We start from the raw sequence: 21375 nt of genomic DNA on the forward strand, positions 1-21375 counted from the left end.
ATGGAATTAGATATGATACAGCAAGAGAAAAGGTCAGATTGCCCATTTGCGGCGGCGCTCGAAATCTGGGGCGATAGGTGGTCGCTTTTGATCATCAGGGATATATTCTTTTTCGAGAAGAAAACATACGGGGAGTTCCTGAAATCGCCCGAAGGTATATCTACCAACATTCTTGCTGCGAGGTTGCAGCAGTTGGAAGAGAATGGGATGATAAAGAAGTCCGAACATCCGGAAAGCAAAGCTAAGATATTGTACAAGCCGACACAAAAAGCAATCGATCTGATACCTGTGTTTGCGGAGATATACCTGTGGGTGGAGCACTATTATCCGCTACCCGACACGATACGACAAATAATGGATATTTTTAAACGAGACAAGCAGGAAGCCATCCGGTCGTTGACAGAAAAGGCAACCGGGATGCTATAATTCCCACCTTATTAAGTAACACTAATTTCAACATATATACGATGAAAATAATAGTGATAAACGGTAGCGCCCGTAAAAATGGCAACACAGCCACCATGTTGAAGAGCTACCTTGAAGGAGCTTCTTCGGTATCGGATGTGATCGAAACAAAAATAGTAAATCTTTACGAACTGCAATATACCGGTTGCATCGGCTGTTTGGGCTGCAAGGCTAAAAAAGGAAATAATTATGGAAAATGCGTAGTAAAAGACGGTATTTATGATCTACTGCGCGAAGTCACCTCGGCCGATGCCGTTGTTATCGGATCGCCCATATACTTTGGAGAAATAACGGGGCAGCTTCGCTCTTTTCTCGAAAGGTTGGTTTTTCCGCTCTATACCTACCGGTTGGATCAGAAGATACTTACTCCAAAACGCTTTCCTGTTACGATGATATATACTATGAACGTAACTAAAGAAATGTTTGACCAGATACAACTGGGAACTTCTTTGAAACGATTGGAAGATCTTATGGAGAGAATCTTTACCACTCCGGATACGTTATATGCTTACAACACTTATCAAGTCAACAATTACGATAATTATGAGTTGGAAGTATTCTCTGAGCCGGCGAAAGCGGAACACCGCCGCATGCAGTTCCCCATAGATTGCCAAAAGGCTTACGACAGAGGGAAAAAAACGGCTCAGTCGTTACTGGAATGATTGCAATAAGAATAAACATGGATTTATTATTTTACTTAAACAAGTCTAATAGAAACACTAAAGGCTATCCGTGGGATAGCCTTTAGTGTTTAGAATATCTTGCGATAGCTGTCTTTCAGCATTTTTTCTATATCAGATTCCTTATATAAAACTTTCGCTCCGATTTGATAATAAGGGATTTTGCCTTCGTTCCGATATTCTTGCAAAGCCCTTCTGCTGATTTTTAAGCGTTCAGACAATTCCTTATCAGTTAAATACCTCTCTCCATTTAGGGTAGGCCTACTTTTTTTAGCAAGTATCTCTACCTTATCCAGCATCCGGTCTAAAGATTCAAAAAAAGCTGAGATTTGGGGAGTAGTTCTCGTAATAAGGCTATTTTGATTTTCTGCATTCTTATTTTCCATACTCCCCCCTTTCTAACTCTATATACTTCTTAACATCCTCCGGCTTATAATAGATTTTGCCGTTAATCATTGAATAAGGGATTTTTTGAAAATTTCTCAGATACTGCAATTTCCGCTTGCTAATATCCAGTATTATGCAAACCTCCTGACTATCCAGCCATTCTTTCATTTCCTTATCTTCACTTTGGTCGCACAGAAGATTTATCTTCCGGGCAAATGCTTGAAAGCGTTCCATCATTGCCTCGAAAGTGCGGGCTTCTATATTTATTATCTCCATAATATTTACCTTTTTCGTTCATACTATGATTACGGGAAAACAAAGGTAAGTTATTAAAATACACCATATACCAATCCCTTATGGGCTGGTAGCTTTCGTCTGCACTTGTCTATACCTAAAGTGCAAACTAATTCCGGCGGCGGTTAAATATGCTGCTTTTTATACTTCCTGTTCAAACTATCCGGGAGTAATGGGGGATTTTTTCTACTGCCCATATCTTATAATTTCTTCCTCTTTTAGCGGAAATGCCAATTACGCCAATGAAGTGTTCGATTTCATGCGCGAAAGTATTTCCGTGTTCTTCACGCCGAAGCAAGTTCGAGCCTAAAGGTTTCGTAAAAAATCTTCCTCTTTCCGTTCCGGCGAGCGTATTTATTCCCGAAAAATCTGCATCGGCTAAACACTACCTTTCTCTGCCCCTGAAACTCGATCACTCATAACCGGCTCCGATACGGCATAGCGTTCTAAAAAAAAGTCAGAATTATGATACGAACAGCAGAAAAAAACAGGAAACAACGATTCTCAAACCTTCCAATCAGCATAGGTTGGTTTTTGAAAATAGTTTTTGCGGTGGCTGGGTTTGCCCTCTGGGGGTGGTCGTTCGTGGCGGTTGTCGCAGGGATTTATTTAGCGTGGGCAATCATTAAAGGCGTTTTGTCCTGTCTTATTTCCCTTGTCGTTATCGTGGGCTTTATCCTCCTTTTGATAGTATTAATTTTCTAAAATCCAAAGATATGAAACCAAAGTATTTCAATTCGTTAGGCTCGTTAAACGAGTACGCAAACAACTATCCGAATAACAGTTTTTCATTTGAGCATAACCCCCGGAAATGCGGATGCGACAGCGTTAGATGCAGTTTCGATGTAACCGACAAAGAGGATAACGACATCTTGGAAATCCTTGTTATATGCCCCATTTGTGCCAATAACCCTAAAAACAGACAGTAATATGACACAGCCTAAAATGAACCTGCATGGAGTATCAGTATGCCCCGCAGGAGAAGAAAATTACGAGCGTTACAAGGATTTTCGCGGGAAATGGCTTTACCAGTACGATTACCGGGATACGGACGGAGAACTGTTTAGCGTGGCAATGCCAACCCTTACCGAGTGCCGAATGAGGCGGGATAAGTGGTTAAATCAAAAAATAGCAAAAGCAAATAACAATCAATAATCATTCAAATACTTACAATTATGACAGCAATTAAGAACAACGGCACAGCCGTAGCCGTAGCAGAGAAAGCAAACGAAGTAGTAACCGCAGTAGTGGTTAGCAAACCCGCAGACGGACAGTGCAAAGCCGTAAACATCGCATCCGACCTCATAGAGCCAAGCAATTACAACGCCCGAAAAACCTTTGATGCCGATGCGCTCAAAGAGTTGGCGCAAAGTATCTCCGTTCATGGACTGATACAGCCCATTACGGTACGGCGTAAGGGCGAGAAAGGCGAGCATTACGAAATCATTTGCGGAGAACGCCGTTTTAGGGCTTGCCGTATGCTCAAACTTGCCGAAATCCCCTGCATCGTTCGGGAAGTAACCGATGAACAGGCGTATGACCTTTCAATCTCCGAGAACTTACAGCGTGAGGACGTTCCACCAATGGAGGCGGCAGAGGCTTACAAACGCCTTATAGACACAAAGCGTTACGATATTGCAAGCCTCGCCGTAGCATACGGCAAGAGCGAAAAGCATATCTATCAAATGCTGAAACTTTGCGACCTCATTAAAGGCATTGCCAACCTCGTAAAAGAGGGCAAGCTGACAGCATCGGCAGGGATAGTTATCAGCAAGTACGACAAGAAGATACAGGAAGATATTTTGAACGACCGATTAGGCAAGAACGGCACAGGCGAATGGTGCAATATCTCCGCTAATGCGTTGGAAGGCAAGATACGGAACTGTTATACGAACAACCTTGATAATTACAGTTTCGATAAATCCAAGTGTCTGAAATGTATTCACAATTCGAGCAATTTCGACCTGTTCGCCGAGAGTGGCGGTTGTGGCAAGTGTACCAACAAAAAATGTTTGTCGGACAAGCAAACGGCATACCTTGTAGAACAGGCGCAAGCCGTAGCCCTTGCCGACCCGAAACTCGTATTTGTCGGCGAACAGTACAGCCATGACAACGAGGCTACCCAAATAATCAAAAAGGGCGGTTATGAGTTTAAGAACGTGCAAACGTATAACCTTAATTCATACCCCACAGCCCCGACCGAACCGCAAGCCTCCGAGTACAAAAAGCCCGAAGATTACGACAAGGCACAGGAGAAATACGGCAAGGAGCAGGAAAAGTACACCAAGCAGACGGCGCACCTTGAAGAACTGAAAGAGCAGGGCAAAATCCGTGTGTATGCTAAAATCGGCGATAGTAATGTAAGAATGTTCTACAAAGAGGTTGCCACCAAAGACACCAAGACCAATGAGCAGTTAATCTCCGACCTTACCGCCAAGAAAAAGCGTAACAACGAATTGGCAGACGAAAAGACCGCCGAGGGCTTAAAGGAACTTTTGCGCACGGAACAGCTACCGCAGTCGACATTTACCGCCGATGAAGAAACGGCAATGTATTTCTTTATGCTTTCCAAGTTGCGCCGTCATAACTACAAAGCCGTAGGACTGAAAGAAAACGACTATTATGGCTATCTGACGGACGAGAAGAAACTCAAAATCGCATCTTCGCTGACCGAAGAACAGAAAACCGTTGTACGCCGTGATTATCTGTATAGCCACCTTACAGACGGTACAAGAACCGTAGGCGATGAAAAAGGCGGTATGCTGTTGGCGTTCTCAAAACAGCATCTACCCGAAAAGACAGAGGAAATTGTAAACACTCATAAAGAGGATTACGACAAGAAAAACGCCCGATTGGATGAACGTATCGCAGGGCTGAAAAAGGCTGAAAAGAAAGCGAAAGCCGATGCCAAAGCGAAAAAGGCAGAGCAGACCGCCAAGACGGAGGAAGCCCCTAAAACAGCCGAAAAAGCCGTCAAAAAGGAAGTGAACACCACCGCCCCGAAGTCGGAAACCACTAAGCCGAAAGGCAAGGAACAGCCCAAAGCGACCCAATCCGAGAAGAAAGAGGCGAAACCAACCCCGAAAGCGGATAAGGTGCTGATTGTCGGAGTACCCAAAGCGGAGGCAGTAGCGGTATAAATTTGAAGTTCAACAAGGAGCGGGAGAAATCCCGCTCCTATAAATTACCAATGATGAAAGTATTTGTATTATTCCAAACAGATATTCACAGGATAAGGGCAAGCCGTGTCTTTTTCGGCGTGTTCACCTCCGAAGCGTTGGCGATAGATCACGCCAAAGAAAACGGCTTATATACCTGTGATGCAGAGGTAGAAATATTTGAATGTGAAATTGATAAATTCGGCGAGGTATGAGGATAAACGCATATATCGGCAATCCGATTATTGCCACACAACAAGATTATTACGAACTGGAGGAACTTTTGCACGAGATAGAACCCGACTGCCACAGCGTACAACTCCGACAGGAGCGTTTAATCATTGAAAATATGAGCCGTATGACGTTCCATTATCCGCGCAATCCCACAATTCAGTGGGTAGCTGGCAGGCTGCGGTACATGGTCGAAAACGGGCTATAAATGCCTTTGAAAACGATTTTAAGAACTTATATCCGGGCAGGGGAAACTTTGCCCGGACTTCTTTTTCCATGAGCCATTAACAGGGCTTTATGCGGGAGAAAAAGAAGCAAAAAGCCGAATTAGATGTTTCTCCTTTGTATTGGAACGAAACACTTCCCCTTCGGGCAAGAGCGAAAGACAATTTATATTTTAAATTTGATTTAACCGATTAGAGTGGGAGTTATCAAGTATGAGCGGTCATCCTCTTTTAATTCCATTTTATATTGACATAAACTTTTGCTTTTAGCCAATTCTCGGATAGTCGATCTGACATCCTCCGGTTGTTCCTCAAATCTTAATCCATAATAAATAGCCGTAGGCTTTAGTGGTAGAAAGTATCTTTCTTTAGTTGTATCTTCGATATTTTGAGGGATAATAATTATCCTCCATTCTTTCTCATATTCCCAATTTATAGCTTTACTTGTATATGCCTTGAACAAGAAAAGAATATCACTCAATGGCTGATTTCCTCCCATAATTCTATTTACTTGTTGCAGTGCAAATTCCGCGTGTACCGCTACCGCCTCCGGCTTGAATCACCCAGCCCGCAACAGTCGGTATCGAGAAATACCCGATTATTCCGATGATAAGGAATATGATATATACGCCGTTACTGCCATCCGGCACGTATGACGGGTCTTTGAGCAGTCCTATATCCATTTGCAGCATGAGTGCCTGAATTTTAGACAGCACAGCCGAAAACAGGTCGGCAACGGGTAGCCACAGGTACACCGAGATGTACCGTGAAAGCCAGTTGGTAAGTGTGGATTGAAAACCGTCATAAACAGAGAGGGCAAATGACAGCGGCCCTAAGATTGACAGCACCACTAAGAAAAAGGTGCGTAAGGTGTCAATCGTAAGGGCTGCGGCATTGAACAGCAGTTCAAAGAAATCCCGGACTAACTGCCGGAACCACATTTTCATATCGTACCATTTGCGTTCGCCCCACATACTGATAATCTCGCCCATTTCCCAGATTCCCAACTCTTCCATTTTCCGGTCGTAAACCTCGTCATCGACCAACCATGCTTTACCCTCGTGTACCCGTGCATCGTATTCCAGCGCATCTTTCTCCGCCTGTAATGCCTGCACATCCGTTATCTGTGATTCGAGTATGGTATGCGTTCCTTTTACCACTGGCGACATAACGGCGTTGATTGTGCCGAGTACGATTGTGGGGAAAAACATAATACACAAGCCAATCGCAAAGGGACGAAGCAGCGGATATACGTCTATCGGTTCTGCCCGTGAGAGGGCTTGCCATACACGGGAAGCCACATAAAACAGCGCACCCAGACCCGCTATCCCTTTGGCGACACCGATCATGTCGCCGCAAAGGGGCATCATTTCCTGATACAGATTCCGTAAAATCTGATGCAGGTTTTCAAAATCTATTGCTAACAACATCATGGCTTACCAGTATCTATCGGATGGATCACCATACAGGGCGCGTACATGCTCCATATCACCCTTTTCCTGACTGCGGATAAAGGATACGGATATACTTTTCTTGGAAAAGTAGCTCACAAGGTTGCGGTGTTGCACCATTTTGGTATGTATCTGATCTATGATAGCCATGCGTTCGGCATCGGTCATAGAAAGCCCGTTGGAAGCCGAAACGATATTCTTTATATCCGACAGCAGGTTTCCGCTCTCTTTCAACAGTTTGGAATATCCGTTCGATATGGCTTCCAGTTCCGAATGGGTGAAATTCTTATCCGTCAGCATTTTGTTGAAGTTGGTAGAATATATCCGTGATATTTCGCTGACCAACTCTACCGTTTCCTTTACCTTGCGGGCATCCTTTATCAGATTATGTACCGACTGTAATTTGTCGTAATACTCCTTGCCTTGGTTATAAATCTTCTGCATTTCCTTGAAACTGTTGATTACATTGGATGCAGTCGTAGCCGTTTTGGAAACCGTCAGTATATTTTGAGCAAGGTTTGATGGGTCGATGACCGCCCACTGTGCTTTTGCCTCAAAGCCGAAGAAACTAACGGCTAATACAAGGCTTAAAAGAATCTTTTTCATTGCTATACATTTTTAATTGTTATTTACTTGGGGTAAAGGATCAGTCCGAAAGACTAATCCTCTGTCCGGACATATTCACCGAAAGCGGAAAGCAATAAGACCTCCCGCTCCCGGTCGTAGGCAATTCCGATACGCCCGTACAGGTCGATGTAGTACAAACCGAACAAGCAATACACCGTACAATCACAGACCACCTGCGGGTTGTTGTAAGTAAGTTCGATACGGATGCCTCCCCGCTTGCGGGAAGTGTTGCGGTAAATCCTTACCGCAGGCGCACCGTCCGGGCTTACCCAACGTCCCGTAATCTCCCGCAGGTTAAAATCCTGATATGCGGCGCAAGGGTCGGCTATATTACATTTGCTGAACATGGCGCACCTCCTTACTTTTTCGCTTCTTTAGCTTCTTTTCTTAATAGGCTTGCAGGGTCAATCACAAGGATGTCAATATGGGCGTTGCCGCCTATGACTTCCGTTTCTTCTTCGCTTTCTTCCTGCGGTTTGAGCAGGACTTCGGTAAGGACACTGTTTATCCCTACCGTGTGGATGAGCAGCTTTTGAAGTTGCTCGTTACTGAATCTTTTTAACATGATCTTTTAGTGGTTGTGGGGCTTATCGCCCCGGTTGATAATTATAGTCTTTTACTTTCGGCAATCTGCTTAATCGCCAGTTCGTAATCCCCGCCGAGTTCGTCCGTTTTTTTGAACACTTCCATCTTTTCGGTTTCCTCTGTCGTGTAGGTCAGGTATTCTTCGCCGCTAACTTCGGTAGCATACACTGCCGACTGAACGCCACCCAGCCCGAACCATACTTCTTTGTAAAACCTGCCGGGATGGTTTGCCATGTTGATAGACAGGATTTGTCCTTTCTCTTTGTCAGTCAGACCTAAAAGTGATTGGATTACATCGAAGCGGTTCATCGCCCAGCATATATTCGTAGAAAGTATTGAACGAGGGTACGATACTGCGGTCTCCCCTAATGCGCTCGATATATGCCGATACTGCGCTACCGAGTTCCCCGCTTTCGGTCTTGCTTACCTTATCGTCTTCGGATTTCCAAAGGGTCAAAAGCAGCGTTTTGATACTGTCCTTTTTCTCCACATCGAACTTGTAATCGTCCGTATAGAAAGGATTAAAGCTGATCGGATTTTCCTCTGTGTATGTGAAATAAATCCCGTCCTCACCTTTGGTTTTCCGGCGTACCATTTCACAAAGTCCCTGATAGGAATTACCCGTATCGACCAGAACTACGTGCGTTCCCTGTTCCCAATACTGGCGGACGAGGTGGTTCATAAAAAAGGATTTACCGCTGCCGGATGGCCCCAACACGAATTTATTTCGGTTGGTGGTTATCCCTTGCTTCATAGGTAAATCCGATATATCCACATGGAGGGGCTTACCGCTCACACGGTCGCACATCTTAATGCCGAAAGGCGAAAGTGAACTTTTGTAGTTGGTTTCCTCTGTGAAGAAACACAAGGCGGGTTCGATGAACGTATAGAAACTTTCCTCCGAGGGAAAATCCCCCGCATTGCCGGGCATAGCCGCCCAATAGAGTGTAGCCGCATCCGTTGTATTATGACGGGGTTTACACTCCATAAGAGCAAGCTGCGAACCGACATCGTTCCGGATATGTTTCAGTTCCTCCGCATCTTCCGACCATGCCATTACATTGAAGTGCGCCCGGATAGAGGTAAGCCCGAACGAATGTGCTTCGTTCAGGTACTTGTCTATCCATTCCTTATTAATTTGATTCCCGCGTGAATAGCGGGATAAGGATTGCATATTGCGGGCTGCCTTCTCGAATTTCCGCAGGTTCTCTGCCGAATCGTCCAGAAAAATATACTGGTTATACACATGGTCGCACGAGAGCAGCAACCCTACGGGTGCGGCAAACGACAATCGGCAGTCGCTCCGGTCGGTGGATAGCTTTTCATAGCGCATATCCGTTCCGACTGTTCCGGGCAAGTCCTCCACATCGGAAATCGTATGCAGGCATACTTTCTTTGCTCCGATGCGAAGCCCGTCTGCTCCGAGTTCCATATCCTCTAAGCAGGTCGTATTGTCCAGCGAGAGGGCAAAGTATTTTTCCACCAATCCGGGCTGGCTTTCCGTTCCCGTAATCTCGTCCGAAGTCAGTCGGGTCAGGCTTATAAATCCCGAATCGTTTACGATACGCTCGAACTGTCCGACCGCTTCCAAAAACCGTGTTGCCGTGTCCTTGTTTACCTCTTTGGGTATGATGTTCCCCCGGCAAAGCGATGAGAAATTGCTTTGCATTCTCATTCGCTCTTTAGTTGTTTTTGTCAGGAACAGGAAACAGCTATGGTTCAGGTAGGGGCGTTCGTTGAAGTGGCGTTCAAACGAGCGGGACAGGAAGCTCATATCTTCCTTATCCGTTTCGGGTTTGTAGGTTTCCTTAACGAACCAGTCCTGCTTTTGGATAATTGAATAATCGGGTAAAACCTTGATTGCTTTTGCCCATGCCGAGTGTATGGCTTCGTATTCGACTGCGGTAACGGTAAACAGTTCCGGCAGATCGACACGGAAGGCTACCGTTATATCCGCGTCTTTACTGATGATGCAGCCGTGTTCCACCGCCAATAGCGGGAACTTGCTTTCGATGGTAGCCGCTTTCATTACATTACGCATCGCGCACCTCCTTCTTTTTTGGTCGGCTGAACAAGCGGCGGGAATTTTTGCGGTTTATCAGGTAGCGCGGGTGCTGACGTTTTGCCAGCACTTTCATTAATCCATACTCCCCGTATTTCGCATTCAGGTTGAAAGTCAGCCACACCAAAGCAGAGGCGGCGATAACGCCGAAGCCTATACATACCCATTGGTCAATGCCAATCATATACATGATGACAAAGACCACGAATACAGCCAACAGACCGCCCGCGAAGATGAATAGATACTGACTTTTCAAGCCCTTAAATTCCACGCTCTTGCCAATGCCTTTATTAATATTATGCTCCATAGCTTGAGCGATTAAAGGAAGAAGGAGCGTAGGATGGTGGCGGCGACAATCAGGAAGATACACGCGCCGAACCAAGAGGCGGCGGTTTTCGATGTATCGGGGTCGCCCGAAGAGAACTTGTTATACACTTTGATTCCGCCGATAAGCCCTACGACCGCACCGATGGCGTAAATCAATTTTGTGCCGGGATCGAAATACGATGTTACCATATTGGTAGCTTCGGTAATACCCCCGATACCGTTGCCCTGTGCAAAGGCGGATGATACGGCAGCGAAAATAAAGGCTGCCGACATAAGAATTTTCTTCTTTGTCATACGATTTTTTGATTAATGGTACAGGGGTGGAATAGTCCCCTGTACCGGAAATGAATAATTCTGTTTAACTTTAATCTTTTAGTGGTTTCAAGCGCGTAGCTAACCGTAATCCCGTTCTTTCATCTTGCTTTGTTTTAACTGTTATACATCTTACGCAAAACCGCGTACATTAAAATCTTTCGGTGCTTTCACCACAGGCTCATCCGTTTCTCCTGCTTCCCGTTTCTTTCGGTGGAAGGCTGCAAAGTAATCGTCCATAAGTGCGGACACCACTTTCTTTTTCGGTTCATCGCCTGCGACCTGATCGAACATTTCGGTCTTTCGTATCTCGATGAGTACCCGCCCGGCTTCTTCTTTTTCTTCGGTTGTTGCGACATCGGTAGTTTCTACCGTTCGCACCATTCCCGCCAGATCGTCAAAGCCAAGTCCGAGTGCCATTGAAACCCCGGCACCCCCTTCGGTATCTTCGTCCTCTGTTTCTTCTTCGTCTATATCTTCCGTGTTATATTCCGGCTCTAATTCGGGGGGTATGTTCTCAATTACTAAATTGATTTCGTTTGAATTTTCGTCTGTCATATTTTCATCGGATAAGACTGTTTCCGATTCAACCAAAGGGGGTGTTACCGGAGCATCTTTTTTGTTTTCGTCAGCAAATATAGGCTCATTTTCAATCCGTTTTTCATTATGAATCAGCGTGGTAGCTTCTGTCCGGGATTGTCTAAGGTCAAATTTGCTTTTGCCGATTATATCCTCTTTCGGGGTGGAACGAAACGGGTTAAAACCGGGATTTTTCGCTGCATTTTTCTTTCGTTTCTGCATCCGTTCCCGAAGCAGGTAAACGGCGATAACCAATGCGTACAATACGATTGCTGAAATAATATATCGTTCCATAGCTTCTATTTTACAGTAAATCGCCACGTTGCTGGCGGTACAGTTCGTTGATTTCTTCTTTATTCACATTGAGGTGTTCCTCCAGTACAGTATCTATATAGCCGCCGACAGTTATATCATTTCCTGTATCGACCAGAGTTCGCACCAGCTTCGCTATAAGAGAATGGACGCGATGGCTGATGTAAACACATTGTCGTGTTTTTATCTCATTGCGTTTGAGAAATGTTTCTTTAAAACCTGCGGATTGTTGCCCTCGCTTACGCCGGGATGATTCTTTCGTTTCTTGTGGCGGTTGGATGACAGGGGTTTCCTGTTCCGGCGGGATATCTTCTAATACAGGTTCAGCGGGTTGGATAACCTGCGGATTTTCCCGGTTGTCGGGTTTGGTTTGACCTATGATAAAGTCGGGGTCAAACCCTGATGTATCTACTTTCTTTGCCATACTTTACTTATTTATCAATTCCAAAAGTTCATCGGTAAGGGCATCAATATTACTGCCTTTTACAAGGGATTTATCCGCAGGGAATAATGTTGAACGGAACAAGGCTTTGTGATTGACCGACTGCTCTCTGCGAAAACGTTTGCTGTCGGGAATGAAGGTGTTAAGGGCTATAAACCCCAACTCTTTGATAACCCCTTCGTACACCTCATATAATTCGGATTTTTCCCTGCCATCAACCAGATTCCATAATAGCCGCATCGCTTTGATATTGGATTTACCCGTGTTCACGATATTGTCCCTTACAACAATCATGTAGTTGAGGGTGCTTTCCATTACTACACGGTCGGCAGCAATCGGAGCGATGATATAGTCCATACTGGCGAGAGCGAGAACTAAATCACGATTGTTCATTGTTCCGGGCAGATCGAAGAACACAAAGTCATACTCACCCTGTTCACAAAGCGCATCGGCATCGCTCAACGCTTTTTCCGTACTACTCTCAATCACAGGATAGGCTCGCTTTCCTTCCAACCGGGTAAACTGCTCGTAAGCCATTCCCTTGTAATACTCGTCCTGTTCTACCATTTTGAAATCACGTTCCCGCATTTCAGCAATGGAGTGCTGCGGGTAGTCGCAATCCACGATTGCCACATTGTAGCCTTTGACATAATGCAGATAACTTGCGATCAAAACCGTAAGAGTCGTTTTTCCTGCTCCGCCTTTTTGAGTGCTGAACGCTACATACTTCGGCTCTTTTTTACTTACTTCCTTTTTCATTGTTCTGAATGTTTTAATTGTTATTTATTGAATTATTTGTACCTCTAATCCGGTACTGTTTTTATTCAGTTAATATTTGATTGTTTGCCTATTGATTGCCGCATTTCCATATTGACAGAATGAAATGCTTTGATAGTTTTCCGCCTGTTCATTTACTTACAGCAATACATAGCTGAAAGAGTAAAAATGCAAAGTGATATTCCGATACAACAGCACTTATTTACAACAGTACGACAGCACGACAATACAAATTCAAATAGTTGGTTTTTCACCTCTGTAAATTCATAAATCAGCGAGGCTTCAAATCCATTTTCGAGGGCAAATAAACGCCTTCTTTTTCATACTTGCACCATATTTTCGAGGGGTGGTAGCTTCTGTCTGGGATTGTCTATACTTATTGATATACAGTGTGTTATTTATTTGCTATAACTTTGCAGCATGAAACGTTGCGGGGTATTCATGCCGATTTTTAAGATAGGCACGGCACTCAAAAATTGCCCGGCGAAGGGCAGTCTTATATCCCGAAAAGTTCGGGACGAAAAGATGCCCCTTGCGGGCAAAATGTATTTGCATTTTGGCAAATAGCAAGATGTGTTGATTGCAGCAAACTTCGTTTTTTGCAGCATCAACCACTTGCTCTTCCAGAGGGGATTTTCCTCTCCGAAGTCGGGAAAAATTAAGCCGGCATGAGCCGACCGCAAACGTTCATATAACCACTAAAAGATTAATGTTATGAACGAAGAAAAAAGAGAACCCCGTAAGCGGGGAAAGGGGGGCAGACCCCCGAAGAACGACCCGGCGAAACATCGGCTGACGGTGAACCTGACGGACACACAGCACGCCGGATTTCTTGCCATGTTCGAGCAGTCAGGCGTAAGTTCGCTGTCTGCTTTTATCTCAGCCCGCATCTTTGGCGATGAGTTCCGGGTGGTAAAAACGAACGCATCAGCGGTCGAATTTACCGCAAAGCTGACCGCATTGCACAGCCAGTTTCGGAGCGTGGGCGTTAATTACAACCAGATCGTAAAGGAGTTGCACAGCAATTTTGGGGAGAAAAAAGCACTTGCATTGCTCTATAAGTTGGAGAAAGCGACCGTAGAACTGGCAGGAATCGGGCGCGAAGTGATGCAGTTATGCGAACAGTTTAAGGCGAAATACCTGTAAAAAATGGTGGCGAAAATCTCTCATGGAAGCAATTTGTATGGCGCACTTTCCTACAATCAGGAGAAAGTGGACGAGGGTTTGGGTAAGGTTTTGGCGACTAATTTAGTAATCGAACCTACCGATGGAGCGTTCAATGCCTCTGCCTGCATGCAGGATTTTGAGCGGTTTATGCCCTCGCATATCACCACCAAGAAACCAGTTATCCATGTTTCACTGAATCCGCACCCGGACGATAAGCTGACCGATGAGCAGCTTACAGAGATCGGGCAAAAGTATATGGAGCGGTTGGGATATGGCTCGCAGCCTTACATGATTTTCAAACATGAGGATATAGACCGCCAGCACATCCACATCGTTTCGACCCGTGTCCGTCCCGATGGTTCGCTTGTCCCTGACAGCTTCGAGAAAGACCGCAGCAACAAAATACGGCGGGAGTTGGAAAAGGAATATAACCTGATTCCTGCCAACGGTCAGAAGCAGGGTGAAGCGTGGCGGCTTGCTCCGGTAGACGTTAGCCAGGGGAACTTAAAAAAACAGGTGGCCAACGTTATCAAGCCGCTTTCCGGAATGTACCGTTTCCAAACGCTCGGCGAATATCGCGCCCTGCTTTCCTTATATAATGTAGGAGTGGAAGAAGTCAAAGGAGAGAATAAAGGCAAGCCCTACCGGGGATTGGTTTATTCGGCATTGGACGGCGAGGGTAACCGTGTCGGTAAGCCTTTAAAATCTTCCCTGTTCGGTAAAGCTCTCGGTATCGAAACATTGGAAAAGCAGTTTGGCGTATCGAAAGAAACAATCAAAGCGGACGGTGTTACAGCCCGTACCCGCACAGTGGTTTCCGAAGCCTTGAACAGTACCCGCACCGAAAGCGAGTTCCGGGCGGCATTGCAAAAGAAAGGTATCGACTTGGTACTTCGCCGCAATGATGAAGGGCGCATTTTCGGGGCTACGTTTGTCGACCACAACGAACGGACGGTACTAAACGGTTCGCGTCTGGGTAAGGAGTTTTCAGCGAATGTTCTTAACGAACGGTTCGCAGATGATTCGCACCGCGAGGATCTGCAAACTGAGCAGCCGAAGCAGTCCGATAACCTACGCCATACTGATAAATCCACTACCGACAAGCAACCGCAAGCCGGGCATTCTACGCTCGATGATGCGGTGGGTAGCCTGTTATCTGTCCTAACCCCTGAAACGCAAGGGGCGGACAACCAACAGCCGACCATTAAGCGCAGGAAAAAGAAAAAGCGCAGGTATGGTAGGCAACTATAAGATTTGAAGTAATAACAATTTAATTTTTACGATTATGCAAAATGAAGATGATTTGAGGGGCTTGGCTAAAGTAATGGACTTTATGCGTGCGCTCTCTATATTATTCGTAGTGATAAATGTGTATTGGTTCTGTTATGAGGCAATGCACGAGTGGGGAATCAATATCGGGGTGGTCGATAAAATCCTGATGAATTTTAACCGTACCGCCAGATTGTTTAGCTCGATCCTGTGGACGAAAATCTTTGCCGTAGTGTTTCTTGCTTTGTCCTGTCTGGGAACAAAGGGCGTGAAAGAGGAAAAGATTACATGGACGAAAATCTATGTGTGCCTCGGTATTGGTTTCGTCCTGTTCTTTCTGAACTGGTGGCTATTGGCATTACCATTACCCAAAGTAGCCAATGCCGGATTCTATATCTTTACCATTTCGGTAGGCTACATATTATTATTGATGGCGGGTACATGGATAAGCCGCTTACTCAAAAACAATATGTTCGATGATGTTTTCAATACGGAAAACGAATCGTTTATGCAGGAAACAAAGCTGATGGTAAATGATTATTCGGTAAACCTGCCTACGAAATTCTGGTATAAAAAGAAGCAGTGGAAAGGTTGGATTAATGTTGTAAATCCGTTCCGGGCAGCGATTGTGTTGGGTACTCCGGGTTCGGGTAAATCATACGCCGTTGTAAACCAGTTCATCAAACAGCAGATTGAGAAAGGTTATACAGGCTATATTTACGACTTCAAGTTTCCAGACCTCTCTACCATTGCTTATAACCACCTGTTAAACAACCGGGAAGGTTACGAGAAAGTACCGACTTTTTACGTGATAAACTTTGACGATCCTTCCCGTTCGCACCGTTGTAATCCGATTAATCCCTCATTCATGGATGATATTTCGGATGCCTACGAATCGGCATATACGATAATGCTGAATTTAAACCGGACGTGGGTCCAAAAGCAGGGTGATTTCTTTGTCGAATCCCCGATTATTCTGTTCGCCGCTATTATCTGGTATTTGCGTATCTACGAGGGTGAGAAGTATTGCACCTTTCCCCATGCTATCGAGTTTCTGAATAAAAGCTATGAAGATATTTTCCCGATTCTGACCTCTTATCCCGACCTCGAAAACTACCTTTCTCCTTTTATGGATGCGTGGAAATCCGGGGCTGCCGACCAGCTTCAGGGGCAGATTGCAAGTGCGAAAATACCGCTCTCCCGCATGATTAGTCCACAATTATATTGGGTAATGTCGGGCGATGAATTTACCCTTGATATTAATAACCCGGACGACCCTAAAATGCTGGTCGTGGGTAATAATCCCGATAGGCAAAATATCTATGGTGCGGCATTGGGGTTGTATAACTCCCGCATTGTGAAGTTGATTAATAAGAAAGGGATGCTGAAAAGTTCGGTTATCATTGACGAGTTGCCGACTATTTATTTTAAAGGGCTTGATAACCTGATCGCCACCGCCCGAAGCAACAAGGTTGCCGTGCTGTTGGGCTTTCAGGACTTTTCGCAGCTAAAGCGCGATTATGGCGATAAGGAGGCCGCCGTAGTAATGAACACGGTAGGTAATATCTTTTCCGGTCAGGTGGTTGGCGATACGGCGAAAACGCTTTCCGACCGTTTCGGAAAAGTGTTGCAGAAACGCCAGTCCATGACGATAAACCGCAACGACAAATCGACTTCCATTTCTACACAAATGGATAGTCTGATACCGCCGTCCAAAATATCTAATCTTACGCAGGGTATGTTTGTAGGAGCGGTAGCAGATAATTTCGATGAACGGATAGAGCAAAAGATTTTCCACTGTGAAATCGTAGTCGATAACGAACGGGTATCCGCTGAAACGAAGGTGTATCGTAAAATCCCCGTTATTACCAACTTTGTAGATGAAAACGGCGTGGATCGTATGAAGGAAATGATTAAGGAGAATTACGACCGAATCAAAGCGGAAGCCAAGCAGATTGTTGCCGATGAGTTGGAACGCATTCGTAATGATGAGAATTTAAGGCATTTGTTGCCGAAGGAGGAGTAGAAATAGTTAGAGCCGCAAATTTGCGGCTCTAACTATTTCTAATTATTTTTAGTTTTTCTTTTCTCGAATCAACTCTTGTAGTTTCTGTGCCTTTTCAATTCGCATGGATGAGTAATAATCAAAAGTCATTTGTATTGACCTTTCTTGAACTAAAGAAGCATCAGGCATTATATCAGGATTACCTTCTTCAATACTATCAATGTATTTCAACAAACTATTTCCTCTACGAGTAAGTGTTACTAAAAATCTTGAAACCATTCCATTTTTATTCCAATCAATTAAAAAATCACCAAGGTCAATTTCAGCAAGGTTCTGGCTAATCAAAAACTCTACATATTTGTATAAAAATTCCCGTTCTTTCTCTCCTGTATGAATATATTGACTTCTACACTCAACCACATCCATTGCAACTGATATATCGAAATACAATTGTCTACACAAATTTGTCAACCCTAAGAGATATAGATCTAAGTATGATAGGTTGAATAAGGGTGATGTGAAGTGATTTTGAACCATTGCTTCAAAAACATCTTTAATTTCAAGAAATGGTTCTTCAAAATTACCAATGGTCTCAAAAACTTTATTCTTTGTGGTTATATCAAGTGTATTTTCTTTTGGAATTTTTATATTCCCAATACCATTAATTCTGAAATAATGGCGAGCATCTATAAAATAAACTTTATCTCTACTTGGGCTGTGAACAAAAAGAATAACGGGTATTGGAAATTTTTCCCAATAATACTTATGCTTTTCATCTGGATAAAATGTTAGGTTATCGCTATCAGACTTACTTTCGTACAAATAAGAATCGCCTGATTTTATCTGAACAGCAGCTATCTTGCCAGTAACTTCTCCTTTATTATTGACATATTCAATTTGCCCATCTATGCCTACATCAGAATTTGAGGTTGTTCTAAAAATCAGTCCCAGTTCTGTAAGCATAAGTCCTACCTTATGAACGCCTATCTGTTCTTGCCAATTGTCAGATGTGAATAAAGGGAGTACATCCATATCATTTTATGTTAAAGGAAGCTCTATATGATATTTCCAAATTTTGGATATACCAACACAAGTATCTCCGTAATATTTATCACAGATAGGGTAAATAATACTTAATGGTTTGTTCCCTTCGGAATACTCCCATAAGCAATACAACGCCATCCCTAAGGCTTGGGGTTTTGTTGATACTGGTGCTAGATATATGTTTGTAAAAGGTTGGCATTTTTGCTCCCTGTCAACATACTTTTTTATCGCTTGTGCAGTAACAAATGGGTCATTCGCAGGAGCAAATAAATTCAAATCCAAATTCTTAAATCCGTCAGTGCCTACAGCCGATTCAGCTTTATAAGCTTTGAGCATGTTTTCTTGAAACATATCTGCTTGCAATGGAGGAAAACCAAACAATTGGATTTTCCTAGCATGTTTTTTCTTTCCAGCAACATCTGTTATGCGACTATCGTCATAACCCGATGAAATAATTAGTAAGTCATTTTCCATATTAGGGTTAGGAGAACCACCATACCCTAATACCTGCGCTACATCATGAAAGAAATCAGAGAAGTTAGTGTTTTCTTCTTCTGTATATTTCTGTGGCTCTGTATAAATAATATCGATATGGTTTATTTTTCTTTTTTTCTGTAAATAGCGAATTGTAAAAAGCATGTGAGGAATTAGAAAACCTGTAATATCAATACACAACTTCGTGTCTTCATTTAACTGAAGAGTATCAATAAAGGCTGATAACTGGCTATAGCCTTCGTATGGTACAGATATTTTTGTTTCATTTCCTACAAATAAATTATTTTCATAGTCCGGTAAAATAATCCAATATTTTTCTTTTGCATTAATTGCTTTAAAAACTTCACAAACCCTATCTGTCTGATTAAATGTGGAAACAAGTATATCATAGTCAGAAGTTCCTATTTCTGCTACATTTAAATATTTTTGTTTGTAAAAATATGTAAAATCAACTTTTGCCATATTATAAATCGAAAAGTGTTTTAGGTTGTTGCTCGGATAAAGAACTTTGCGCAAAAGGAGCATTATATCTTTTTTTACGCTTACGAAGTAGTTCTTCAAATTTATCCGACTGATTCAAATTGAAAATACTTTCGGCTTCCTCAGTAGATAAAATTACAATTCCTCTTTTGGATAAAGAAAGCTCCCAATGTGGTATGATTGTTCCATTAATATTGTAAGTTCTATATTTATTGTTGGAATTTTTATCTCTTCTGTCTTCTTCCGATTGAACGATATATGAATAGTTTTCCAAAAAATTGAATGTGCGTCTTGCTTCATCACTCAGATTTTCAAGATTCAACCCAAATATATTAATAGAACATTCGGGAGGAATGTCAGAATATTTTAACTCTCTAAGAAATTTCCCTAAACGGTCAATGCAATCGACCAATTTCCCATCCTTTTTTGCCGGAATTCGATTGTCTTCAAAAAACCAATCAATCGTATCTTTTATTCCTTTTGTTTGGGCATCTAAGTTGATTTTAATCTTATTTCTAAATGCCTCTTTTGCTTCATTGAAATAAGTCCACTTATATGAATGCTTTAATATATTCAATAAGTTTCGTGGTGTTCCGCTAGACATTCTGAGAAAATCATCAAATCCATAATACGGAATATTTTCTCTTGTTTCACGGGCTAGCATATCTATTATATCCCGCTTGAATTTATTTAAGACTGTTGCTTGTTGATTCTTTTCATTTTTGGATTCCGGTGTATAATTTAGTGCTTCCTCTTTTATGTCTAAAGAAATTTGCACCAAATCCTTTTTTTCTTTTTGATTTTTCTTTTTACTCAAATCATTCCAAGCACGATAGAATAAAAAGACATTGGTTCTTTCTATAAGAACATTATCCGATGAGAGGTTAACAATAATAGAATTGATTTCATCTTCCGCCATTCTCCCTCTTAGTTTTTCCTTTAACTTGGAGAAGTAGGATTGTGCTTGTGATGGCTTCTTGGACTTCACTTTCTGAAAAAATGATTCCATGTTGAATGATTCAATAAAGTCATCTATTTTCTGCTCTTCCGAAAAATAGATACCATTTCTCCTTAACCGATGTTCACATACTCGCCGCATAAAATCGGCGTAGTTTTTATTATTACGTCTTAAAAATTCATCCAACACCACCTGTTCAAATTCAGAGCCTTCCCGATTTTCCTCACCACTACCAAGTGTTTTGTAGGTACGGACTCCATAAAGTCTTGCTCCAATTCGAAATGTACAAGAAGTGTTTTTTTCTCTTATCAATGTTTGAATTAGTTTCTGCTGATTCTCTGATATATTTTCCAGTTCATCAATCAAATACAAGAATATTTTATCTTTAAAAAATGGAACGAGTTCCGTCATTATAACGGGTAATCCATAAGTAATTCTCGCAGGAGATACCAGTATGTCAATATAGAGTTTATTGTCCTCATTGAAAATACAATTCTCAACTTCATAATCAACTTTTCTCTGTAATGAAGAAAAGAAATGTACAAGGTCTTTCAAATTTGAAGGAACGTTATCATCCGGTTTTTTATTTAACAGGCCTATAATCTGTTCTACTAGTTCCTTCTCATTCGGAATCTCGACAATATTTTTTTGCTGTAAATCAATGATTGAGTTTAGTGTTATTTGAGCTAACCAAAGTTCCCAGTAATAAGCGTAAACACTACTCCATATTTCGTCAGATTGTCCTTTATTACTGAATCGTTCGGAATTAAACCCACTACATCTTACATAAATACCAATGAACTTGTCATCTTCGAGCCCTTTTTTCAAATTCTCTTGGTACTTTATTTTTTGAAGTTCGTAGGAAAAATAGCGCATTAAATGCGTCTTTCCGCTACCTTTACTTCCTAAAAGTATCATAGGCATGACAGAGGTAGGTTTTAATAAATCCTTAAAGCCACCCTTACTCGAAATATCAACCCAATACTCGATTATTTGCTCGTCTGTAAAATCAACGGCCTTTGTTATGTCAAAAGGATTATTCAT

The 21375-nt window shown here is 42.8% G+C and carries 26 protein-coding genes and 1 pseudogene; 11 read left to right on the forward strand and 16 right to left on the reverse strand.

Annotated features, from left to right (window positions below; translation table 11 throughout):
• Together D0T85_RS08545 and D0T85_RS08550 are read left to right on the forward strand one after the other, a co-directional pair.
• Complete coding sequence (locus tag D0T85_RS08545; protein ID WP_203558437.1) at positions 1 to 426, forward strand: helix-turn-helix domain-containing protein; 426 nt, start codon at positions 1 to 3, stop codon at positions 424 to 426.
• Between the two features lie 41 nt (positions 427 to 467).
• Positions 468 to 1127, forward strand: coding sequence for a flavodoxin family protein (locus tag D0T85_RS08550; RefSeq protein ID WP_163212260.1), 660 nt, complete (start codon positions 468 to 470; stop codon positions 1125 to 1127).
• An 89-nt stretch (positions 1128 to 1216) separates the two neighbouring features.
• On the opposite strand, the gene D0T85_RS08555 is transcribed toward D0T85_RS08550, so the two are convergent.
• Positions 1217 to 1531: a helix-turn-helix domain-containing protein gene (locus tag D0T85_RS08555; RefSeq protein WP_163212262.1), complete on the reverse strand. Its 315-nt coding sequence runs from the start codon at positions 1529 to 1531 to the stop codon at positions 1217 to 1219.
• A complete protein-coding gene (locus D0T85_RS08560; RefSeq protein ID WP_163212264.1) occupies positions 1521 to 1808 on the reverse strand; it encodes a helix-turn-helix domain-containing protein in 288 nt (95 codons plus the stop codon). Before D0T85_RS08560 ends, D0T85_RS08555 begins: the two co-directional genes overlap by 11 nt.
• A 483-nt stretch (positions 1809 to 2291) precedes the next feature.
• Here D0T85_RS08560 and D0T85_RS08565 point away from each other — a divergent pair, with 483 nt between their 5' ends.
• From D0T85_RS08565 to D0T85_RS08590, 6 genes are read left to right on the forward strand one after another with little or no spacing between them, the layout of a single operon-like run.
• Entirely contained in the window at positions 2292 to 2531 is a 240-nt protein-coding gene (locus D0T85_RS08565; protein ID WP_163212266.1) for a hypothetical protein, read from the forward strand.
• A gap of 11 nt (positions 2532 to 2542) precedes the next feature.
• A complete protein-coding gene (locus D0T85_RS08570) occupies positions 2543 to 2755 on the forward strand; it encodes a hypothetical protein (RefSeq protein WP_163209459.1) in 213 nt (70 codons plus the stop codon).
• Between the two features lies 1 nt (position 2756).
• A complete protein-coding gene (locus D0T85_RS08575; protein WP_239060673.1) occupies positions 2757 to 2981 on the forward strand; it encodes a DUF3873 family protein in 225 nt (74 codons plus the stop codon).
• Positions 2982 to 3001: 20 nt separating this feature from the next.
• The gene (locus D0T85_RS08580; protein WP_163212268.1) at positions 3002 to 4966 is read left to right on the forward strand and encodes a ParB/RepB/Spo0J family partition protein; all 1965 of its coding nucleotides are present in this window, start codon (positions 3002 to 3004) and stop codon (positions 4964 to 4966) included.
• A 50-nt stretch (positions 4967 to 5016) separates the two neighbouring features.
• A complete protein-coding gene (locus D0T85_RS08585) occupies positions 5017 to 5199 on the forward strand; it encodes a hypothetical protein (protein ID WP_163212270.1) in 183 nt (60 codons plus the stop codon).
• Entirely contained in the window at positions 5196 to 5423 is a 228-nt protein-coding gene (locus D0T85_RS08590; protein ID WP_163212272.1) for a hypothetical protein, read from the forward strand. The genes D0T85_RS08585 and D0T85_RS08590 overlap by 4 nt, the downstream gene beginning before the upstream one ends.
• A 200-nt stretch (positions 5424 to 5623) precedes the next feature.
• On the opposite strand, the gene D0T85_RS08595 is transcribed toward D0T85_RS08590, so the two are convergent.
• From D0T85_RS08595 to D0T85_RS08645, 11 genes and pseudogenes are all read right to left on the reverse strand, one after another.
• Complete coding sequence (locus tag D0T85_RS08595; protein ID WP_239060674.1) at positions 5624 to 5938, reverse strand: hypothetical protein; 315 nt, start codon at positions 5936 to 5938, stop codon at positions 5624 to 5626.
• 4 nt (positions 5939 to 5942) lie between these two features.
• Positions 5943 to 6872 (reverse strand): conjugative transposon protein TraJ, encoded by a 930-nt coding sequence (traJ, locus tag D0T85_RS08600; protein ID WP_239060675.1) that lies wholly within the window; start codon positions 6870 to 6872, stop codon positions 5943 to 5945.
• 3 nt (positions 6873 to 6875) lie between these two features.
• Positions 6876 to 7496 (reverse strand): DUF4141 domain-containing protein, encoded by a 621-nt coding sequence (locus tag D0T85_RS08605; protein WP_163212274.1) that lies wholly within the window; start codon positions 7494 to 7496, stop codon positions 6876 to 6878.
• 53 nt (positions 7497 to 7549) lie between these two features.
• A complete protein-coding gene (locus D0T85_RS08610) occupies positions 7550 to 7864 on the reverse strand; it encodes a DUF3876 domain-containing protein (RefSeq protein WP_163212276.1) in 315 nt (104 codons plus the stop codon).
• 11 nt (positions 7865 to 7875) lie between these two features.
• Positions 7876 to 8082 (reverse strand): hypothetical protein, encoded by a 207-nt coding sequence (locus D0T85_RS08615; RefSeq protein ID WP_163212278.1) that lies wholly within the window; start codon positions 8080 to 8082, stop codon positions 7876 to 7878.
• 41 nt (positions 8083 to 8123) lie between these two features.
• Positions 8124 to 10143 (reverse strand): annotated as a pseudogene (locus D0T85_RS08620) (TraG family conjugative transposon ATPase).
• A complete protein-coding gene (locus tag D0T85_RS08625; protein ID WP_163212280.1) occupies positions 10136 to 10471 on the reverse strand; it encodes a DUF4133 domain-containing protein in 336 nt (111 codons plus the stop codon). Before D0T85_RS08625 ends, D0T85_RS08620 begins: the two are co-directional and overlap by 8 nt.
• An 11-nt stretch (positions 10472 to 10482) precedes the next feature.
• On the reverse strand, positions 10483 to 10785 hold the full coding sequence (locus tag D0T85_RS08630) for a DUF4134 domain-containing protein (protein WP_032853573.1): 303 nt from the start codon (positions 10783 to 10785) through the stop codon (positions 10483 to 10485).
• Between the two features lie 150 nt (positions 10786 to 10935).
• On the reverse strand, positions 10936 to 11676 hold the full coding sequence (locus D0T85_RS08635) for a hypothetical protein (protein ID WP_163212282.1): 741 nt from the start codon (positions 11674 to 11676) through the stop codon (positions 10936 to 10938).
• 10 nt (positions 11677 to 11686) lie between these two features.
• On the reverse strand, positions 11687 to 12118 hold the full coding sequence (locus D0T85_RS08640; RefSeq protein ID WP_163212285.1) for a DUF3408 domain-containing protein: 432 nt from the start codon (positions 12116 to 12118) through the stop codon (positions 11687 to 11689).
• 3 nt (positions 12119 to 12121) lie between these two features.
• Positions 12122 to 12895 (reverse strand): ParA family protein, encoded by a 774-nt coding sequence (locus D0T85_RS08645; protein WP_163212287.1) that lies wholly within the window; start codon positions 12893 to 12895, stop codon positions 12122 to 12124.
• A 732-nt stretch (positions 12896 to 13627) separates the two neighbouring features.
• On the opposite strand from D0T85_RS08645, the gene mobA reads away from it, so the two are divergent.
• Genes mobA through mobC form a run of 3 tightly spaced genes read left to right on the forward strand, consistent with a single transcriptional unit; the run spans position 13628 to position 17375 of the window.
• Positions 13628 to 14059, forward strand: a complete 432-nt coding sequence (gene mobA, locus D0T85_RS08650; protein ID WP_163212289.1) for a conjugal transfer protein MobA — start codon at positions 13628 to 13630, stop codon at positions 14057 to 14059.
• 3 nt (positions 14060 to 14062) lie between these two features.
• The gene (gene mobB, locus D0T85_RS08655; protein ID WP_163212291.1) at positions 14063 to 15331 is read left to right on the forward strand and encodes a conjugal transfer protein MobB; all 1269 of its coding nucleotides are present in this window, start codon (positions 14063 to 14065) and stop codon (positions 15329 to 15331) included.
• Positions 15332 to 15365: 34 nt separating this feature from the next.
• Positions 15366 to 17375 (forward strand): conjugal transfer protein MobC, encoded by a 2010-nt coding sequence (gene mobC / locus D0T85_RS08660; protein WP_163212293.1) that lies wholly within the window; start codon positions 15366 to 15368, stop codon positions 17373 to 17375.
• Between the two features lie 48 nt (positions 17376 to 17423).
• On the opposite strand, the gene D0T85_RS08665 is transcribed toward mobC, so the two are convergent.
• Genes D0T85_RS08665 through D0T85_RS08675 form a run of 3 tightly spaced genes read right to left on the reverse strand, consistent with a single transcriptional unit; the run spans position 17424 to position 21375 of the window.
• Positions 17424 to 18386: a DUF4365 domain-containing protein gene (locus tag D0T85_RS08665; protein WP_163212295.1), complete on the reverse strand. Its 963-nt coding sequence runs from the start codon at positions 18384 to 18386 to the stop codon at positions 17424 to 17426.
• Between the two features lie 6 nt (positions 18387 to 18392).
• Complete coding sequence (locus D0T85_RS08670) at positions 18393 to 19355, reverse strand: hypothetical protein (RefSeq protein ID WP_163212298.1); 963 nt, start codon at positions 19353 to 19355, stop codon at positions 18393 to 18395.
• Position 19356: 1 nt separating this feature from the next.
• Positions 19357 to 21375: a hypothetical protein gene (locus tag D0T85_RS08675; RefSeq protein WP_163212300.1), complete on the reverse strand. Its 2019-nt coding sequence runs from the start codon at positions 21373 to 21375 to the stop codon at positions 19357 to 19359.

The organism is Bacteroides sp. 519, assembly GCF_010500955.1.
Lineage (GTDB): Bacteria > Bacteroidota > Bacteroidia > Bacteroidales > Bacteroidaceae > Bacteroides.

Excerpts from the sequence above, each read along its gene's own strand:
- D0T85_RS08545 (WP_203558437.1), top strand. The coding sequence starts at position 1 with ATGGAATTAGATATGATACAGCAAGAGAAAAGGTCAGATTGCCCATTT.
- D0T85_RS08550 (WP_163212260.1), top strand. The coding sequence starts at position 468 with ATGAAAATAATAGTGATAAACGGTAGCGCCCGTAAAAATGGCAACACA.
- D0T85_RS08555 (WP_163212262.1), bottom strand. The coding sequence starts at position 1,531 with ATGGAAAATAAGAATGCAGAAAATCAAAATAGCCTTATTACGAGAACT.
- D0T85_RS08560 (WP_163212264.1), bottom strand. The coding sequence starts at position 1,808 with ATGGAGATAATAAATATAGAAGCCCGCACTTTCGAGGCAATGATGGAA.
- D0T85_RS08565 (WP_163212266.1), top strand. The coding sequence starts at position 2,292 with ATGATACGAACAGCAGAAAAAAACAGGAAACAACGATTCTCAAACCTT.
- D0T85_RS08570 (WP_163209459.1), top strand. The coding sequence starts at position 2,543 with ATGAAACCAAAGTATTTCAATTCGTTAGGCTCGTTAAACGAGTACGCA.
- D0T85_RS08575 (WP_239060673.1), top strand. The coding sequence starts at position 2,757 with ATGACACAGCCTAAAATGAACCTGCATGGAGTATCAGTATGCCCCGCA.
- D0T85_RS08580 (WP_163212268.1), top strand. The coding sequence starts at position 3,002 with ATGACAGCAATTAAGAACAACGGCACAGCCGTAGCCGTAGCAGAGAAA.
- D0T85_RS08585 (WP_163212270.1), top strand. The coding sequence starts at position 5,017 with ATGATGAAAGTATTTGTATTATTCCAAACAGATATTCACAGGATAAGG.
- D0T85_RS08590 (WP_163212272.1), top strand. The coding sequence starts at position 5,196 with ATGAGGATAAACGCATATATCGGCAATCCGATTATTGCCACACAACAA.
- D0T85_RS08595 (WP_239060674.1), bottom strand. The coding sequence starts at position 5,938 with ATGGGAGGAAATCAGCCATTGAGTGATATTCTTTTCTTGTTCAAGGCA.
- traJ (WP_239060675.1), bottom strand. The coding sequence starts at position 6,872 with ATGATGTTGTTAGCAATAGATTTTGAAAACCTGCATCAGATTTTACGG.
- D0T85_RS08605 (WP_163212274.1), bottom strand. The coding sequence starts at position 7,496 with ATGAAAAAGATTCTTTTAAGCCTTGTATTAGCCGTTAGTTTCTTCGGC.
- D0T85_RS08610 (WP_163212276.1), bottom strand. The coding sequence starts at position 7,864 with ATGTTCAGCAAATGTAATATAGCCGACCCTTGCGCCGCATATCAGGAT.
- D0T85_RS08615 (WP_163212278.1), bottom strand. The coding sequence starts at position 8,082 with ATGTTAAAAAGATTCAGTAACGAGCAACTTCAAAAGCTGCTCATCCAC.
- D0T85_RS08625 (WP_163212280.1), bottom strand. The coding sequence starts at position 10,471 with ATGGAGCATAATATTAATAAAGGCATTGGCAAGAGCGTGGAATTTAAG.
- D0T85_RS08630 (WP_032853573.1), bottom strand. The coding sequence starts at position 10,785 with ATGACAAAGAAGAAAATTCTTATGTCGGCAGCCTTTATTTTCGCTGCC.
- D0T85_RS08635 (WP_163212282.1), bottom strand. The coding sequence starts at position 11,676 with ATGGAACGATATATTATTTCAGCAATCGTATTGTACGCATTGGTTATC.
- D0T85_RS08640 (WP_163212285.1), bottom strand. The coding sequence starts at position 12,118 with ATGGCAAAGAAAGTAGATACATCAGGGTTTGACCCCGACTTTATCATA.
- D0T85_RS08645 (WP_163212287.1), bottom strand. The coding sequence starts at position 12,895 with ATGAAAAAGGAAGTAAGTAAAAAAGAGCCGAAGTATGTAGCGTTCAGC.
- mobA (WP_163212289.1), top strand. The coding sequence starts at position 13,628 with ATGAACGAAGAAAAAAGAGAACCCCGTAAGCGGGGAAAGGGGGGCAGA.
- mobB (WP_163212291.1), top strand. The coding sequence starts at position 14,063 with ATGGTGGCGAAAATCTCTCATGGAAGCAATTTGTATGGCGCACTTTCC.
- mobC (WP_163212293.1), top strand. The coding sequence starts at position 15,366 with ATGCAAAATGAAGATGATTTGAGGGGCTTGGCTAAAGTAATGGACTTT.
- D0T85_RS08665 (WP_163212295.1), bottom strand. The coding sequence starts at position 18,386 with ATGGATGTACTCCCTTTATTCACATCTGACAATTGGCAAGAACAGATA.
- D0T85_RS08670 (WP_163212298.1), bottom strand. The coding sequence starts at position 19,355 with ATGGCAAAAGTTGATTTTACATATTTTTACAAACAAAAATATTTAAAT.
- D0T85_RS08675 (WP_163212300.1), bottom strand. The coding sequence starts at position 21,375 with ATGAATAATCCTTTTGACATAACAAAGGCCGTTGATTTTACAGACGAG.